We start from the raw sequence: 16,523 nt of genomic DNA, 5'->3' as shown, positions 1-16,523 counted from the left end.
GGAGGGAGTATGAGTGGTGGTCAAACAAAAAATGCAGCGTTAACAACTGCCCTAGCCTTTCATTACCAAGTGCTGATTGGCTTGGAAAAGTGCTTTGCATTGGAAGAAGGCCAACCTATTTGGTTTGAAAAAGACGGTGATGTGAGCCTTATTTCTCCTAATGCTTTAACTTCATCTCAAACAGAAGTGAAAGACTATTCGGCAGCACTTACTGACTACCATGAAAACCTCTGGCAAAAATATGCTAAACAAGGACGTTTACAATGCTAAAAAAAGTTCAGTACATAAAAAATCTTGGTGTATTTGATGATTTCAATTGGGATCGTGAGGTTAAAAACAAAGGTGGGGCTGTTCAGAACTTCGTTGATATCAACATCATCTATGGGCGCAACTATTCAGGTAAGACAACACTGTCGCGTATTGCACGAGCTCTAGAGACACGTTCTTTATCAGATAAATATGGCGCGCCTTCGTTTCAACTAAAGTTTGATAATAACTCGGAAGTAACGCTCGCGGCCTTATCCACCCATAATAAGAACATTCGAGTATTCAATGAAGACTTTATCAGAGATAACCTTCGATTTATTACTAATCCTGATGACAGCATTGAGCCATTTGCTATTTTAGGTGATGATAATAATAAAATCGAAAAAGAGATTGAGGTTCTTGAAGTAGAACTAGGCTCAAACGATGAAGGTAACGAGACAGGGTTATTCGCTAAAAAGAAAGTTGCTAAAGCTACCTACGAAAATGCTTTTAAAGATCATAAGCAATTGAATGACAGCCTAGAAAAACAGTTGAGTGATAAGGCGACCAATAAAGATATTGGCATTAAATACAAGCCTGAGCGTTATGGTGACCAAAACTACACCATTACCAAATTAAAGGCTGATATCACAACCGTAAGTAGCTCCGATTTTCAGCAGTTAACATCAGAGCAAGTGAGTGAGCACGAAAAGCTAATTGATGAAAAAATTCTGCCTGCTATACCGGTTTTTTCGCCGCCTAAGCTAAGCTTTTTGAGCTTGGCACAACAAGTTCAGGTGCTGGTAACTAAACCGATCAGTGAGTCTGACAAAATTCAGGCATTAGTCAAAGATGCTGTGCTTAACCGATGGGTAAATGAAGGCCGTAGTCACCATCGAAACAAGCATGAAAAATGCGCATTTTGCGACAATGAAATTTCGGCTGAGCGATGGGCAGAGCTTGATAAGCACTTTGATGAAGAATCTGAGCTATTAGAAAAGTCGATTGATGCATTACTTGCTAAGATAGAAACCGAGAACGAAGCAGTAGACATGGCACTCACCATTGATCAATCTTTTTTTTATTCCAAGTTTCACTCACAACTAACATCCTTGGATTTCAGATTAAAAGCTGCAACCCAAGACTATCAGCTTGCTTTAGGCAATCTAGCCAAGCAACTAAAGGCGCGAAAAAGTGATATTTTAAACGTTAAAGACTATGAAAACCCAATTGATTGTGCTGAAGCATTAATTCCAGTCTGGCAGGAATATAGCGACCTTTGCGCTCAATCAAAGTTATTTAGTACCTCATTGGCCAGTGAACAAACCAAGGCTAAAGCCGACTTGCGATTGAAAGAAGTCGCTGATTATTTGGTCACGATTGATTACCAAAAACAGCTCAATTCAATTGAATTTTTACAGAGAAAAAGAGACGAAGCGCAACAATCAAAGGCGACTATCGATGAGGATATTAGAAAAAGACAAGCACGAATTACATCCAAGAGACGTGAACTGAACGATGAAGAAAAAGGGGCTAAAAAGGTAAACGAATATCTAAATAATTTCTTCGGGCATAAGTTCTTAACGTTGGAGGCTAAAAAAGATGAAGGGCAAACGCAAGACGCAAAACGTATTCGATTTGAAGTGATCCGTGACGGTAGGAAAGCTTATCACCTTAGTGAAGGTGAATGCAGCTTGCTGGCATTCTGCTATTTTTTGGCCAAGTTAGATGATATTGCCACCAAAGACTCTAAACCGATTATTTGGATTGACGATCCAATCTCGTCCCTCGACGGCAATCATATTTTTTTTATATATACATTATTGAATGCGGAAGTAATCGATAAGGGAAAATTTGCACAGTTGTTTGTCTCAACTCACAATCTTGATTTTTTGAAATATTTAAAACGGTTAAAGGGCAAATACGTTAATCAAGCAGGTAAGGAAGTAGACTACCAAAAGCAGTATTTTGTGGTTGTTCGACAGGATAAATCGTCAACATTCCAAGTTATGCCAACATATCTGAGCACTTACGTTACAGAGTTTAACTACCTTTTTCATCAGATACATAAGTGTGCCGCTATTGAAAGCGTTGATGACACGAATTACATAGTCTTCTACAGTTTTGCCAACAATGCTAGAAAGTTTTTTGAGATCTACCTGTATTACAAATACCCAGACCAAGGAATGAATGAAAGTACCCTTGGCAAATTTTTCGGTGAAGACAGTATTCCGGCGGTTTTGACCGACAGAATTAACAATGAATATTCTCATTTATCTGGTGTATTCGAGAGGGGCGCGACTCCTATTGAAGTGCCTGAAATGCAAACGGCTGCAAGGCGAATTATTGAACGACTAAAGCAAGATAGTGAGCAATTTTTGTCGTTAATGAGAAGTGTTGGAGAGGCTAGTGACGACATATAGCGTCTACCGCGATGAAAGTCGCCATACACCTGATCTCTCTGACAACTATTTTATCATTGATGCGTTGCATTACCATCTTGAAGAAGTGTACCGTATTGTTGGATGCCTTTATGACGCAATGAAAAATCGCAGCAAACAGTGGTGTCATTGAAAAGATAATGCCCATAAGTTAATGAAACTAGACAATATATGAATATCACATGTGATACGAAATAATTTTCGATTTAAACAAACTCATTGAAAGCTCTGCTATGGCTGGCTGTTCAACTGACCCTTTCGATTTTTTCAGCAACAAATCAGTTATTTCAAATTCTGAGAACGAAAATTGGTCATTACTCTGATGATTACCGTTGATGCTAGAGTGGCTGTCAGAGTTTTCTATGCTATCAAGCAAATGGCTCGTTTTTTCATAATGATAAGAGTCAGGAATGGCTTGGTTTAGGCGCTCTGCATACTTAACTAAATTAGGTTCAGCAAGTATAAACATGTACCCAATAGCTGTTTGGTCGGTGGTCATGCGTAAAATACGCCCAAGTATCTGCCTAAAGTAAAGCTCAGTTGTTACATCCGTAAGGTTGCAGCAGACTTGGAGCCTTGGTATGTCGGTGCCCTCGCTAATCATTGCAATACTGATAATCCATTCGTTAGTGTCATGTCGAAAGTGGTCAATAAGTTCTGCTGAGTCTTCCTGCTTGTAAGAAACGATAGTGGCACTTTTACTAAAATGCTCTGATAAAATTGTTTGTATCTGTAAGGCATGAGTGTATGACGCCGCGACAATTAAGCCCCCAGTGTTTGGACTTGTGATTCTGAGTTCACTTAACTTCTGAATACTTAATGACAGCATGTGTTTAATAGCCTCTGGTTGCCTTAAAATTACTCGATAACTAATATCACCGTTCTCGATAAGGTCTTGAATGTCACAATAAGTGTTTCGTTCTCGCCCCCTGCGCACAATAACTTGATTCGTATCTATGGCTGTAATATTAGGAGCTCGACAAACCTTTTCCTGTATGGCTTCATTTAAATCATATGTGAAATCACATTGAATACAGCCTTCTGGATTAGAGTAGCTGGCAAGTGGAATGGGTAACGTATCAGTACGCCACGGAGTGCCAGTGAGCGATAGTGTGTATGTTGCTAAGCTATGGATAGTAGAAAGTAGACTCAATCCCCAGACATTGCCCTGCGATTTTCCATCCCCGGCGCAGTGGTGGATCTCATCAAAGACTGCCAACACTCGACTCGAACTCAGATTAGTGATGAGCTCATTGATGTTTAACATAGAGTGATATGTGCGAGATACGCCGAGAGCGCCCAGCTGTCCGTTGAATGGGCGTTTTAGAACATGCTCAAATGTTGATTGGATGCTCTGGCAGACTACTTTAGAAGGCGACAAACAGACTACATAATCAATCTTTCGGTCTTCGAGTAACTGCTTAGCTAAATAACTCGCCATGAGAGTTTTTCCCGCCCCTGGCGTGGCAAGAACTAAAGCATGGGGTTTACAGTTATACTGCTCTATTAATTTTGCGATACACTGTTTCTGCCATTCTCTTAGCATTTTGAAGTACTTCTCTGATTTGTAGCCTGAATGACCTTTTTAAGAGCGTTTAGTCGTCCGTAAAGTTGAGTGGATTCCTTTTTTGCTTCGTTGAGTAAGCCTTGCACGATGGGTCGGGTGCTTGGAAAACGTTCGTGAATATCACGATAAGCTTCTAGTTCACTAAGTAGCATTTCCAATGATATCTGTATTTTAGTTTCTTCTCGTGAAAGGTTTTCGCTTCCCTCATCTGACTCCTTTTGCCGGTCAGTTAATACAGTCTCGGTTGGGCGAATTAAGCACTTTAAAGTGCTCGAAAAATGATATGTACATTCTCCTTTATTCCCGCTGGTATTTAGTAGTCGCTTTATTTTTAAACGACGCACATTGCGAGCTACAAACCCCTCAGCCTGCTTAGGTGTTAAGCCAAATCTTTCTCTGGCTATATTAAGTAATTCCTTTCTTTTTACGTTGTCTCCCTCAACGCATAGCAATAGATCTTTGAACTTATTGTTCAAAGAGAATGTTTCGTTTGTCATTAATGTATCTTAGAAAATAAAAACTTAGGATTGCTAAGTATACAGAAATAAGTAAAACTTAGACAATCTAAGTATGTGAGACTTTTAAGATGAAAATACTTTGGCTGTTAACCCTATTCCCTTGCGCCTTAAACAGGCCCGCAAAATCATTGGCATTTCCCAGAAAGATTTGGGAATAAGAATTGGTATGGATGAAAGCTCGGCGAGTGGTCGTATGAATCATTATGAAAAGGGCAGACATGTACCTGATGTAGAAACGCTTCGTAAAATTGCTGCAGAGCTAAACGTTCCACTAAATTATTTCTTTTGTGAAGATGAACTAAGTGCAGAATTGGCCTGCTTGATCTCTAAGCTTGATGAAGAAAGTAAAAAGTCTTTGATTTCAGAGTTATTGGAAGCCAAAGGTAACGGTGACGCTTAGTCGTATTCATCTTTCACCAAGGGGGATAGATGATTTACCAGTTTCCAGTACCTCATGTCGATGAGTTGTTAGGGAGTGTCTTAGCGCGTTTCGTTTTTCGTCAGGGTGTAAGGGGGGATAAAGTCGCACTAGAACTTCTCTTTGGAAGTAGAAAGATAGTGCCCTCAGCTTTGCTCCAAGGTCATCTTTCTCGGTTGACCAGCAATGTTCAGCACTTGTGGCCGACCTCTCCAAGTGAAATGATAGCTAATCATTCCATACTTCCTATTTTTAAGCCTTTTGTTGAGCCCGACCGATATTCTTCGATATGTTATGAGCTAACGCATAATGAAAAAAGGCACTCTACTATGAAGGTAGGCATAAGCGCTTCATCGTTGGTGTTTCCTGTGTATTATCGCTTTTGCCCTGTTTGTTTTAATGAGGATATAAATCAACATGCGTATAGCTACTGGCGGCGGCAATTTCAGCTACCTGGGGTAAGTGTATGCCTGAAACATCGTTGTATGTTGGTGGATTCAATCTTCGAGCTGAAGCCAAGCCGCCGCCACACCTTTATAGATGCTTCATCCATATCAACCATGGCGGTGCGATCGGCCGCTCTAGTCTGTCGAAAGCCCGAATTATTGAAGCTAGCTAGCAACATCAACCAGTTGCTTCACCAATCTTATCCCTACATACCACCAACTCAATGGACATCGTTTTATGATGTAAGACTTCGAGACATTGGATTGAAGGGCTCTAAAGGTGTTGACCATCAGCTGGTTGAAAGACTATTTACTAAGTACTGGGGTAAGTGTTTTCTAGCGGAGTGTGGATTAGAGCTTGCTGAAGGAGAGACATGGCTGAAAATTTTCTTTCGCAAACAGCGAAGACACTTTTCTTATCTACATCACTTATTATGTCTTCAGGCACTATTCCCCAGTTGTCTATTGGATGATGCGTTTAAGGAGGCATCAAATATTAAAGTGCAGTCTAGTCGACGTGTTTACACATCCTCTCAAAGTGAACTGAGGGCATCTGAGTACCAAGCTTCTTGGTATAGGCTAAGACAGAAATATACGTCTTTAAAAGCCATTAGAGCAACTAGAGAGGGCGCCCGGGTGTACTCATGGCTTTATCGATTTAACAACGAGTGGCTCAACAGCAATTTGCCGGCACCTTTAAAAAACAATGTTGGCAGAGTGATAAACTGGAAAAAACGTGATATAGATTTGGTCAGAAAGCTTATTAAAGTTCACAGGGAGTCAAGAGAAGACCTTTCCTTGCCAAGAATGACTCAAAGCTGGTTTATCTCTAAGCTTCGAGTACGTTGGGGCGTAGATAGACATTTATCCAAGCTCCCGTTATGTAAGCAATTTTTTATTAAATATAGCGAAACAGTTGCCGAATACCAAATTCGACGAGTTCTCGTTATTATTGTTGACTGTATTAATAAAGGTGAACCTTTTCCTCAAGCTTATGAAATTGAACGAGCTGCTAGGCTCAGCGCAAAAAACATTCGGGAAGCTACAAGAAGAATTATCAGAGAAGATCTCGAAATGGTTCCCCGCTTTAAGCTACCTTCCTCGAAACACAGAGTTAGTTAAAATTCATGGTGTATTTCGCACTAAGAATTTGCTGAAAAATAAAGATATCTTTGTCGCTGTTGAGTGGAAAGATGGTGTTAAGTCATCTCTGCCTATTGAAATGGCTAGTTTCTTGGCGCCAGGGTTTAGGTTTCAAGATAGGAAAATCGTATCGCAGTCGCAATGTGAGCGACAACGCGTTAATATTTTGAATATAAAGCACGTTGATAAAACTTCGGGCCACTACCAATACTTTTATAACACAGATAAAGGAACATTCAGTTTTACAGGCTTCGAACTAGCTAGAACTTTGTTTTTGCATAACCCACATCTTGTTCGTTCAGTTTTTACTGCCAATGGATTAAGTAGCCTGGCCTATGTAAATTTTAACAGGTCACCAATCGAAATCAGATTCCCAGAGAGTACCAAATACCCTGTATCCTTCATCGGAACAAAAAACACCAGGGCGCATTTGGCTTGGATGTTACTCGACAAAGAAGCAAAAAAAAGTGCATTTACTATTTTTGAGTCTTTTAAAAACGATGGTGGTAGGCTCGGTTTCAAGTTCGTTCCTCCTAACCTAGATGGTTGGCAATTAGACGTTTCTTTTTTGTCTCATGCTGGAAGTGATTTTTATGAGGTCGTTCGAATAGAGAATATTGTTGAGGCAGCTACTGATAAAAAATTCTCTGATATTGAGGTTGACCATCCTAAACATAAAGGAAAAGGCATTGATAAAGGAAAAAGAGGAGAAAAAGCTGGCCGTACTCCAGAGAATGATATTGAGCCAGAGTTAGACTTAGGCGCTATCCCTGCTTATGGAAGTCGCCTAGATATCCAGCGTAAAAGTGGTTTTTCTTTTAATGTTCCTGGTATGCCAGTTGTCAATTTATCGAATGGAAACGAAAAAAAAGCTACAGCATCTAGTTTACCTACCAATGAATCAGCCATACCAAAAGAAACTGCCGGTGTCGGCATTCCGGAGAAAGATGGAGATGCGCAAGAGTTTAATCCCTCCATCAACCAAGATGATGAAGTGTGCGATATTGATTTGCCTCAGAAATTCGCCTTATTCGAAGAAGTGATTGAAGAGGTTGCTAAGTCCGAGGGTATTAAGTTAATTCAAAAAGCAAAGTGTTTCAGGTTTCCTATGCCAGAAACAACAAATCGAACGGCAATTTTTGACACAACATATGAAGGTCGACTCAAGTATTTTATGGCAATAGTAGAAGTAAAAGGCTTTCTATTAGTCATGGTCGAGGCCGATACGAATAACCTGAAAAAACCCAAGGGGTCAAGTACCCTTATTCTCGGTTTGAAAAGCGATGCCAAAACTAATTTAGAAGAAATCGTACAGTGCTTTTCTGACAAGGGCGCACAGTGGAGTCACGCATTCATAAAAGAGCGTTGTTATTTCTTTATTCCCTGCAGACATCCTTCCTTAAAAAGTAAAAGTAGATTGAGAACTGATGAGGAATACAAAGAAAAATGGATAACTTATCTTAGAAAAAAATTGCAAGGGATAAGATGAGAGCTTTCGTAATCCAATTTACGTAATCTGCTTCTAATGTCCACTTTTCATTGTGGGGAACAACATCTAAACAAATCATTTAGAAATACAAAAAACAGCATTAGGCTTCGTGTCTTGTGAGTCAAATAACATCAACCGCTCTTCAATAAAACGTTTGTTGTACTCTGTTTCGATAGGGGCTCTTTCTGATCCTATGGCCACCGATCGCCCGTAAATTGCGGTATAAGCAAACTTTCCATTCCTAAGAAAAACGCGATTCCGATATGAAACGGCTGGTCGAGCGCTGCTCCGAATGGCGTTTGCGTCTCTGTACAAAAGCTCAAGATTCAACCGCTGTTTTGGCGATAGAAAAACAAGGCTGCTCCAGCTCAATTGCTCAAAGTATCGACCAAACTCTGACTTACAACTTTGTTGTTTGTTTGGAACGATTTTATAAGCGCCAATTTTTTTGAGTCCCAACTCAAACACAGGTTTGCGCCTCTCGTTCTTCGCGATTTGATTATGGGCATTAAAGCTACCGTAGAAATCTGCTATTTCGAGATTCTTAAAGTAGCGTGAATCAATCCGGCTCAGTGTAGTGTTCTCCCAATAGGATAACGCATAGATATATTGAGCTTCTGGATATTTAGCAATTTGAGCTATTTTTTTCCATAGCTCGATAGCTTCATCGTCACTCGGGCAATCCATAAAACGATATCCTTTATGGCAGAACTCTAGTCTTGTTAACAGCCCAAGCCAGTGATTATTCCTAATCATGTTTTGATACGCCCATTTTGCTTTTTCAAGGTCTGCTCGAACAACCCATTGTAAGTTTTTATCCATCAAGCCTGATTCGTAAAATCTAAACAAAGCAAAATCCGCGAAATAACCAACGCGATGGCTCAGCCCGCTGATCAAATGACTATTTTTTTTGTAGTAGCTAACTAAGTCGACTTGATGTGGGACCCCGTTTTTACGGCCCAGTATCCATGCGTAGAGATAGGCTGTAGGTGAATCCTGCATGACATACTTAGATAGAATGTTTTGCGCTGTTAAAGGCATATCTCGGTTTTCAAAAAGAATGGCTTCATGCAATGTCGCCAGCAACACTTTTTGTTGCGTTGATGGAGTAAGCTTTTTAGCCAATTCTCTCGACCAGTCCAACAGAATAGGGTTTTCATACCAGCGTCGGAATTTTCTGTTTTCCTGCACTCTCGCCAATAGTTCTTCAATCGCAGCGCTTTTCGCGTCTTCAGTGGCAGAGCCGTCAGGCAAAGCAGCAATTGCCTTATCCATTCGCTCTTTCAATTGATAAATGTCAGTGTTTTTATGCCGATTTCGAAAAGCTTCTGCGGAATCTTGTGCTTGCTTCAACTGCTTATTATGGGCAGCAATTATTGCCGCGACGTATTTTTGATTTGTGTTGTTTTCTGTGTTTTCGTTATTCTTCGCTTCCTCTTGTATAACAAAATTTTTCTCGACATTTGCATTTGAAGCAATATTAGCTTGCGCTTCCTGAATATCCGAAACGGCATCATTTTTAACCACTTCAATACTTGTCGCACTAAGTTCAGGTGTTGAAGAAGTGCTGTGAGTGATTGCAAAGGGTATCCCAGGACTCTGTGTTTCGTTTCTATTCTCAAGCAATAAATAAGTGCCTGCGACTAAAATAGAGGCGGCCGCAGCGCCTAAAAAAAATGATTTGTTTCTTTTAGATAAGCCGACAGAGTTATATTGGCTTTCGATTAAAACGTTTTCAGCTCCGATGCCTATTTTTTTTGAGGACGATATCTTGACCACGGAAACTTGCTTGCCGTTTACAAACAAACCATTTGTGCTGTCTAAATCGCAAAGTTCCCAGTTGCTTCCGTTTCTTGATAGCACGGCGTGCTCAAGTGAGATACTCATATCATCAAAAACGATATCGCAATGCGTCCCCCTACCAATAAGATAACGCTCATTTGTCAGAAGATATGAGTGGCCATTGGCCGTTAGTTTCCATTCCATATCAATGAGTATTAAGGATTAATATAATCACAATAGCATCATGCTGCTACATTTTTCAAAAAACACTTGCTATCTGTTTGATTGCTTTTTAGTCTAAAACTTAATATTAGAAAAATATAAACTGTTTAATATGCAAGTAGGCACACAACTAGGAAAATACACTATCGGCAGGAAGCTAGGTGCAGGCGGCATGGCGGATGTTTATTTGGCAACCGATTCTGTAATGGGGCGTGATATTGCCTTAAAAGTCTTACCGCCTGAATTTGCAAGAGACGCCGAACGCATTCATCGTTTTCAAAAAGAAGTCCAAGCCAGTGCGACGTTAAGCCACCCTAATATCATACCGGTTTTCGATGTGGGTGACGCGCAAGTAGAGGGCTTTACTTATCACTACTACACAATGGCATTGCTTCCCGGTGGCGATTTAAAACAACGTATTGAACAAGGCCTTACCCAAGAGCAAAGTTTAACTATTATCAAAGCCATTGCTGACGCCTTGGGTTATGCCCATAACAAGGGCTTAGTCCACAGAGATATTAAACCAGAAAATGTTCTCTTTGATGAATCAGACCGTCCCATACTCACCGACTTAGGCATTGCCAAAGCGATTAATTCCGGCACAAAGATGACCGGTACCGGGATGAGTATCGGCACACCGCATTATATGAGTCCTGAGCAAGCCAAAGGAGAAAGTGATTTAGACGGAAGAAGTGATATTTATGCCTTAGGCATTATGTTATTTGAGATGTTAACCGGTCAGGTGCCTTATCAAGGTGATAACACCATGGCAGTAGGTATCATGCATATTCAGAATCCGCTGCCAGAGTTGCCACAGCACCTCAAAGATTATCAAGGGCTGTTGGATAACTGCTTAGCCAAAGACAAAGCAAGCCGATACCAACACGCCCAAGCACTCATCACTGATATCGATAAATTATTACAAGGCCAAGCCGTCAGGGCGAGTCAAAAAACGCGTGTTGTGCAAGGAGCAAACGCCCAAACCCAAGCAACGGCCAATCAAGGGATGAAGTGGGGTTTGGGAGGCGCGTTGATTGCGACGCTGTTGGTGGTAGGGGTTTATTTTTATCAGCAAAACATTAGTCCAAGAGCATATTCATCACCAGTCAGTCAGCAAGTGCAAACGTCAAGTGTCAGTCAATCCCGCTCGCAATCTAGCCAACCTGTCGCGCCACAAAAAAACGAGGCTGAATTGGCGCAGGCTCGCCTTGCTGAGTTGGCCATTACCCGACAATTAGATGAACTCGCTAAAGCCGCTGAAGCAGATATTGCGGCGCTACGATTAACTAAACCTAAAGGCAACAATGCCTTAGAAAAAATCAGTGAGATGGAACATCTTAAGCCGAAAAACGCGCTGGCAGCAGCACTGACCACACGGTTAAGCGAAAAATATCGCGATTTGACACTGAGCACGATAAAAGCAAACCAATTTGATAAAGCGCAAGACTATATCGACGCGCTTGAGGCTATCAAACCCGGCTACAGCCAATCACAGGGATTGTCTGCTGAACTAGCGCAACAAAAAAAGCGGTACGAGGAAGCGCAGGTGCGACTTACCGCTGAGCGCAAACGCCAAGAGAAAGAAGCGGCTATCGTTGTGGCTGTTGAAAAAGTGAAATCAGCTATCAATGCAAAGAAATTTATTCAGGCAAACACTGCCCTGCAAATGTTAAAACGCTTATCCCCTAATTATTCACAGCTCAATGCACTAACAGAGCAGTACGCGCGAGCCAAAGAAGCGTACGAGAGTGTTGAACGCTATATAGGAAAAATGGTCACTATTCCCGCAGGCACCTTTATGATGGGGTGCACACCGAGAGACAGCCAGTGTGGTTCAGAAGAAAAACCTCGCCACCGCGTCACTGTGCGCAGTTTCAAGCTCATGGAAAGCGAAGTGACTTTTGCGATGTGGGATGTGTGCGTGAGTGCGGGCGGTTGTAAACATATACCCCAAGATGAAGGTTGGGGGCGAGGAGACAGGCCGGTTATCAATGTGAGTTACGATGACGTCCTGAAGCAGTTTATTCCATGGTTAAACCGGTCAACAGGACAAACCTTCAGGCTGCCCAGTGAGGCTGAATGGGAGTATGCCGCCAGGGCTGGCAATGACACTCAATACGGCTGGGGCAATGGTATTGGGCGCAACAACGCAAATTGTAAAGGCTGTGGTAGCCTGTGGGATAATAAACAAACCGCACCGGTAAAAAGGTTTTCGGCCAATCAATTTGGTCTGTATGATCTGTATGGGAATGTGTGGGAGTGGACCGCGGATTGTTGGAATGATAGTTACAAAGGAGCACCGAGCAACGGTAGTGCCTGGATACTTGGCGCGTGTAGTCGGCGTGTATTGCGCGGGGGGGCTTGGCGCAACTTACCGGTGTACATGCGTGTCTCGTACCGTCTCTGGGACAGAACTGATGAGCGTAGGTACGACAACGGTTTTCGTTTAGCTCAGGACATGCAGTGAGCGTTAGCGAGCGTTTCCTTTTAGGCGCACCGCGACGTATTTTAAGCGCCAGTGGCCCGTTTTAATCTCGCGAAGCGAGCTCTAAAATTCTCTAGCAGATTCACTTCAGTTAGGTAAATTGACGTGAATAGGGCAAACACCTAAACGATGGTCGGCGTGTATTGCGCGGCGGTTCTTGGAACAACAAACCGAGGAACATGCGTGCCTCGAACCGTAACAGGAACAACATCGACAAACGCAGGAACAACAACGGTTTTCGTTTAGCCCAGTCCGCCCGTCATTGCGGTAGCAATGGCCAATGTTTGTGTATTTACGGATATACAAAGTGTATTAAAGGGTGTCCATGGTGTTTGTCCTGCCTTCGCAATGGATGGGAATGGCAAATAGTGCAGACAGGGATGTTTTTTCTTTTAAGGCGATTAAAAGGGACTATATGAAATCAACACCGCAAGTAATTGAGCATTGCCATCAATGCTTAAAATGGATGGTACCCACTATTGACAAGCTACCCCGACAACGTCGTTTTACTCTCGGTGAAGAGCTTGAGTCAGCGCTTTAAATCATTTTGTGTTTCAAAGGTAATGTAACTCATGCTCATTAAACGAACACTTCTATTTCAAAAAGCGCGTTGCTTAGTTTCATTCATTTTTGTAGCGTTTTGTTTAGTTGTCTTTAATCTTCGTGCTCAAGAGCTTACGGCGCAACAAGCCAAACAAATACTCCCATATGCAGACCTTGCCTATAAAGTTTATGTTGATGCCAGCTTTTCTACTTGGGAAATGATTGAAGAGGACCCACTCGGTAATGGGTTTTACGCCAGAGCTTATAAGCACATTCGCACTGGAGAAGTTGTCATAGTGTTTGAGGGAACGACCTCTTGGGAAGACTGGATAAACAATGCTCTATCATTAGTCGCAGACAAGCGCTCAATAGCCAGTATTATTATTCAGGACCAATTTGACTCTTCTTTAGATTTTGCGCACCTAATACAAAAAGAATATCAAGTATCTCATATTACTGGACATTCACTTGGCGGAGCACTGGCGCAATTTACGGCCAGCCATATCAATGTGCCTGCAACTGTATTTAATTCTCTTGGACTATCATTAACAGGTGTGGCAACCAGAAAAGGACCATACTTACCATCTATAACATTGGTTGTTAGCAATGGAATTGCGACCTTAAATGAGCAAAAAGATGTGGAAGCGGAGGATTTGGTGTTTCGGCTTGTTCCTCAACGAGGTGACAAAATTACCGTACCGTTAACCCTTGGAGAGTATTCAGTAGAAGATAATATGTTGCTCAAGATTACCGACACAATGTCGGTAATTAAATGGAATGACATTCGCAAAAACTCCAAAGCTATGGCGCGTTTTCTACTAGATGTTCACAACATTCAAAATTTACGAAATACCATAGCCAATTATGCCAACTCTGATACACACTCCTTAGACAAAGGAATGGACGTCATTGTCATGATAGACAGCTCTAGCAGCATGCAAAAAACAGATCCAAAGGATCTGAGAGTACAGGCTTTAGAGTCACTGGTTAATGCTGCTCCTGATAGCGCTAACATTGGCATTGTTGAATTCGACTCAGATAGCCGAGTGCTAAGTACACCGGTTCGTGTAGGTAAATGGGGCAGTTCTAACAGGCAAAAACTGTTAAATGCGGCTAAGCGCATTGATTCAAACGGCGGTACTGATATTGTCTCCGCGATTACTTTAGCGATGAACCAACTAGTCAGCAGTAATAGTCAATTTTTGCTATTGAGTGATGGTCGAGATAACAAGTTGAATTCGACGAGTATCAAAGACCATATTCCTACCCATGTGCCAATCCATACGATTGCATTGTCGAATCAAGCGGACCAAAGTACGCTCAGTCGCTTGGCAGCGCATACAGGCGGTAATTATGAATACGCTGCGAATGCTGAGCAATTAAGTCGAGTTATTCATAATCTATTCGGGCAAGCCACCGATCAGCAAGATTTATTAGTTATAAATGATCTGATCAGTCAAGGCCAAATCCAAAACTATACGGTATCTCTAGAGTCAGGCTTAAAGTCAGTCTACTTTTCTAACAGTTGGGGAGGAAGCGATATTGATTTGTCCGTTACTTCACCTTCTGGACGCAGGTACACTATAGACGATGCTGCTAAGGGAAAATTCGGAATTGAAGAGAAAACATACGACATGATCCGAATCGAAAATCCCGAGTCAGGCCTTTGGCAGATCCAGCTTGTCGGTGTTGAATTACCGCAACCTGAAATAGCAACCACTCGCGTTTTTACGCATGAATCACTTCAAGTACTCAAAATCTCAGACAACGTAACTGTGCCTGAAGAGGGAGGCCGATACGAAATAATGGTAGATGATAGCGATCGCATAGATTGGCAGAAAGTCGCCGGTTACATCATCAGGCCAGACGGAACGAAAAAACAGATAGATGAAACACCGAGTTATCAAAGTCAACTATTTGCCAATGAACAGCAGCCTTCTCTTTGGTCTTTTTCTCCCAGTCAACAGGGTAACTACCAGATACAGCTAACTTTTATGGGACAAAATAAGTTGGGCGAGCAAATCCAACGCAGCATAAGGAAAACTTTACAGGTCAACGCGCCGGGTAATTCGGTTAAAAAGCGCAGCGAGATACAACCATTTATTCCTCGCAATCGTTAGGTAAAAATTATGAATGACATACCCATTGTAGACTCATTGAACTTTGCTAACTTGGCAATAGTGCTCCTGACACTATTTGCTGGCTTGGCAATAACCTACTTTGGCTTTTGGTTGCACAAAGCTGCCATTTATTTAATAGGCGCATTTTGGGGCGCATTAGTAATGACCCTGATAGGTGCAGCCGTTTCTGGCGACTTGGCTTGGTTATGGGGAATAGGTGGGTTCTTTTTAGGAGGCGGACTAGCCCTCGCAATTCATCACTTCATTGTCTTTGCAATAGGATTTTCAATTGGCCTATTCGCTGCATTAGCGATGCAATTAACCGAACCACTTGCAATGGTGATTACAGGACTTGTCTTCGGTACGCTTATGCTTGTTGCTTACAAGTTTATGGTCGTCGTGTTTACTTCCTTCTCAGGTGCAGTTTTGTTGCTGGTATCCATTATCAATATGGGAAACCTATCAGAAACAAGCAACAGACTTATTATGCTGCCGTCCTTCTTCTCGTATTTTGGACGTTTAGCAAAAACTTTTTGGCATAGTAGCGAGATGGGTATGGTAGTCAACACGGCATCTAACGATCTAGCCGTTTATTTGATATTGGTGGTATCTGGAATAGCCGGTCAATACATTTTATTACATCGAGGGTTTTCTTTATTTTCGAGTGATAAAGCTCAGGCATCACGACAATCACCAAATCACACTAACCAAACAAAGTCAGACGTTAATCAGGATATACCATCGAACAATCGACAAAGTGAGCCTGACTATGGTTTGTCTTTATATATCGCTCAACAGTGGGTTAAAACACTGCCACTGAGTGATGATGGGCCAGTTTCAGTGGGCAGAGATGAGGCAAATAGCATTGTGTTGCAGGATCAAGATTTGTCTCGCCACCATTGCCACATAGAAAGGTGTGAAGACCAACTTATTTTTCGAGACCTCAACAGCACAAATGGTACCTGGTATTTAGGTAGAGAGAAAAAAGTGCAAGGAACTCTAGAGCCAGACGAATGGATAGTAGTAGGAAATGCACAGTTGATGTTCCACCGTTTATGATTTAATGTATTAATATTGTGCTACACCCCCAGCAATGGTGTAGA

General features: G+C 41.8%; 12 protein-coding genes and 1 pseudogene. 10 read left to right on the top strand and 3 right to left on the bottom strand.

The window, feature by feature from the left end; translation table 11 throughout:
- The first annotated feature begins 9 nt into the window (after nucleotides 1-9).
- From GTW09_RS06710 to GTW09_RS06700, 3 genes are read left to right on the top strand one after another with little or no spacing between them, the layout of a single operon-like run.
- A complete protein-coding gene (locus GTW09_RS06710) occupies nucleotides 10-270 on the top strand; it encodes a hypothetical protein (protein ID WP_239059302.1) in 261 nt (86 codons plus the stop codon).
- Nucleotides 264-2,669: an AAA family ATPase gene (locus GTW09_RS06705; protein ID WP_163111065.1), complete on the top strand. Its 2,406-nt coding sequence runs from the start codon at nucleotides 264-266 to the stop codon at nucleotides 2,667-2,669. The genes GTW09_RS06710 and GTW09_RS06705 overlap by 7 nt, the downstream gene beginning before the upstream one ends.
- Nucleotides 2,656-2,820, top strand: coding sequence for a hypothetical protein (locus GTW09_RS06700; RefSeq protein ID WP_163111063.1), 165 nt, complete (start codon nucleotides 2,656-2,658; stop codon nucleotides 2,818-2,820). Before GTW09_RS06705 ends, GTW09_RS06700 begins: the two co-directional genes overlap by 14 nt.
- A gap of 45 nt (nucleotides 2,821-2,865) precedes the next feature.
- Here the strand turns inward: GTW09_RS06700 and GTW09_RS06695 are convergent, their stop codons facing one another.
- Both GTW09_RS06695 and GTW09_RS06690 read right to left on the bottom strand, forming a co-directional pair.
- Nucleotides 2,866-4,233 (bottom strand): DEAD/DEAH box helicase, encoded by a 1,368-nt coding sequence (locus GTW09_RS06695; RefSeq protein ID WP_163111061.1) that lies wholly within the window; start codon nucleotides 4,231-4,233, stop codon nucleotides 2,866-2,868.
- Complete coding sequence (locus GTW09_RS06690) at nucleotides 4,227-4,751, bottom strand: hypothetical protein (protein WP_163111059.1); 525 nt, start codon at nucleotides 4,749-4,751, stop codon at nucleotides 4,227-4,229. The genes GTW09_RS06695 and GTW09_RS06690 overlap by 7 nt, the downstream gene beginning before the upstream one ends.
- 100 nt (nucleotides 4,752-4,851) lie before the next feature.
- Between GTW09_RS06690 and GTW09_RS06685 the strand changes: the two genes are divergently transcribed.
- Entirely contained in the window at nucleotides 4,852-5,172 is a 321-nt protein-coding gene (locus tag GTW09_RS06685; RefSeq protein ID WP_163111057.1) for a helix-turn-helix domain-containing protein, read from the top strand.
- Nucleotides 5,173-5,201: 29 nt separating this feature from the next.
- The gene (locus GTW09_RS06680; protein WP_163111055.1) at nucleotides 5,202-6,758 is read left to right on the top strand and encodes a TnsD family Tn7-like transposition protein; all 1,557 of its coding nucleotides are present in this window, start codon (nucleotides 5,202-5,204) and stop codon (nucleotides 6,756-6,758) included.
- A gap of 1,585 nt (nucleotides 6,759-8,343) precedes the next feature.
- On the opposite strand, the gene GTW09_RS06675 is transcribed toward GTW09_RS06680, so the two are convergent.
- Nucleotides 8,344-10,254: an FHA domain-containing protein gene (locus GTW09_RS06675; RefSeq protein ID WP_163111053.1), complete on the bottom strand. Its 1,911-nt coding sequence runs from the start codon at nucleotides 10,252-10,254 to the stop codon at nucleotides 8,344-8,346.
- A 130-nt stretch (nucleotides 10,255-10,384) separates the two neighbouring features.
- On the opposite strand from GTW09_RS06675, the gene GTW09_RS06670 reads away from it, so the two are divergent.
- The 5 genes and pseudogenes from GTW09_RS06670 (at nucleotide 10,385) to GTW09_RS06650 (ending at nucleotide 16,479) form a co-directional block, all read left to right on the top strand.
- Entirely contained in the window at nucleotides 10,385-12,739 is a 2,355-nt protein-coding gene (locus GTW09_RS06670; protein ID WP_163111051.1) for an SUMF1/EgtB/PvdO family nonheme iron enzyme, read from the top strand.
- 158 nt (nucleotides 12,740-12,897) lie between these two features.
- Nucleotides 12,898-13,176: pseudogene (locus tag GTW09_RS17795) on the top strand (hypothetical protein); the annotation flags it as partial.
- Nucleotides 13,173-13,298 carry a four helix bundle protein gene (locus GTW09_RS17550; protein ID WP_239059301.1) on the top strand — a complete coding sequence of 42 codons (126 nt, stop codon included), beginning with the start codon at nucleotides 13,173-13,175 and terminating at the stop codon, nucleotides 13,296-13,298. The pseudogene GTW09_RS17795 and the gene GTW09_RS17550, both read left to right, overlap by 4 nt.
- Nucleotides 13,299-13,329: 31 nt before the next feature.
- Nucleotides 13,330-15,420, top strand: coding sequence for a Tle-like phospholipase domain-containing protein (locus tag GTW09_RS06655; protein ID WP_163111044.1), 2,091 nt, complete (start codon nucleotides 13,330-13,332; stop codon nucleotides 15,418-15,420).
- A 9-nt stretch (nucleotides 15,421-15,429) separates the two neighbouring features.
- Nucleotides 15,430-16,479, top strand: a complete 1,050-nt coding sequence (locus GTW09_RS06650; protein WP_163111042.1) for an FHA domain-containing protein — start codon at nucleotides 15,430-15,432, stop codon at nucleotides 16,477-16,479.
- Nucleotides 16,480-16,523 lie beyond the last annotated feature (44 nt).

It is taken from the genome of Alteromonas hispanica, assembly GCF_010500915.1.
GTDB lineage: Bacteria > Pseudomonadota > Gammaproteobacteria > Enterobacterales > Alteromonadaceae > Alteromonas > Alteromonas hispanica.
The sequence above is the reverse complement of the archived record's forward strand: the minus strand, read 5'-3'. Positions and strand labels throughout refer to the sequence as shown.

Coding starts and splice junctions, on each gene's coding strand:
- GTW09_RS06710 (WP_239059302.1), top strand. CDS start 10: ATGAGTGGTGGTCAAACAAAAAATGCAGCGTTAACAACTGCCCTAGCC.
- GTW09_RS06690 (WP_163111059.1), bottom strand. CDS start 4,751: ATGACAAACGAAACATTCTCTTTGAACAATAAGTTCAAAGATCTATTG.
- GTW09_RS06650 (WP_163111042.1), top strand. CDS start 15,430: ATGAATGACATACCCATTGTAGACTCATTGAACTTTGCTAACTTGGCA.
- GTW09_RS06695 (WP_163111061.1), bottom strand. CDS start 4,233: ATGCTAAGAGAATGGCAGAAACAGTGTATCGCAAAATTAATAGAGCAG.
- GTW09_RS06670 (WP_163111051.1), top strand. CDS start 10,385: ATGCAAGTAGGCACACAACTAGGAAAATACACTATCGGCAGGAAGCTA.
- GTW09_RS06680 (WP_163111055.1), top strand. CDS start 5,202: ATGATTTACCAGTTTCCAGTACCTCATGTCGATGAGTTGTTAGGGAGT.
- GTW09_RS06655 (WP_163111044.1), top strand. CDS start 13,330: ATGCTCATTAAACGAACACTTCTATTTCAAAAAGCGCGTTGCTTAGTT.
- GTW09_RS17550 (WP_239059301.1), top strand. CDS start 13,173: ATGAAATCAACACCGCAAGTAATTGAGCATTGCCATCAATGCTTAAAA.
- GTW09_RS06675 (WP_163111053.1), bottom strand. CDS start 10,254: ATGGAATGGAAACTAACGGCCAATGGCCACTCATATCTTCTGACAAAT.
- GTW09_RS06705 (WP_163111065.1), top strand. CDS start 264: ATGCTAAAAAAAGTTCAGTACATAAAAAATCTTGGTGTATTTGATGAT.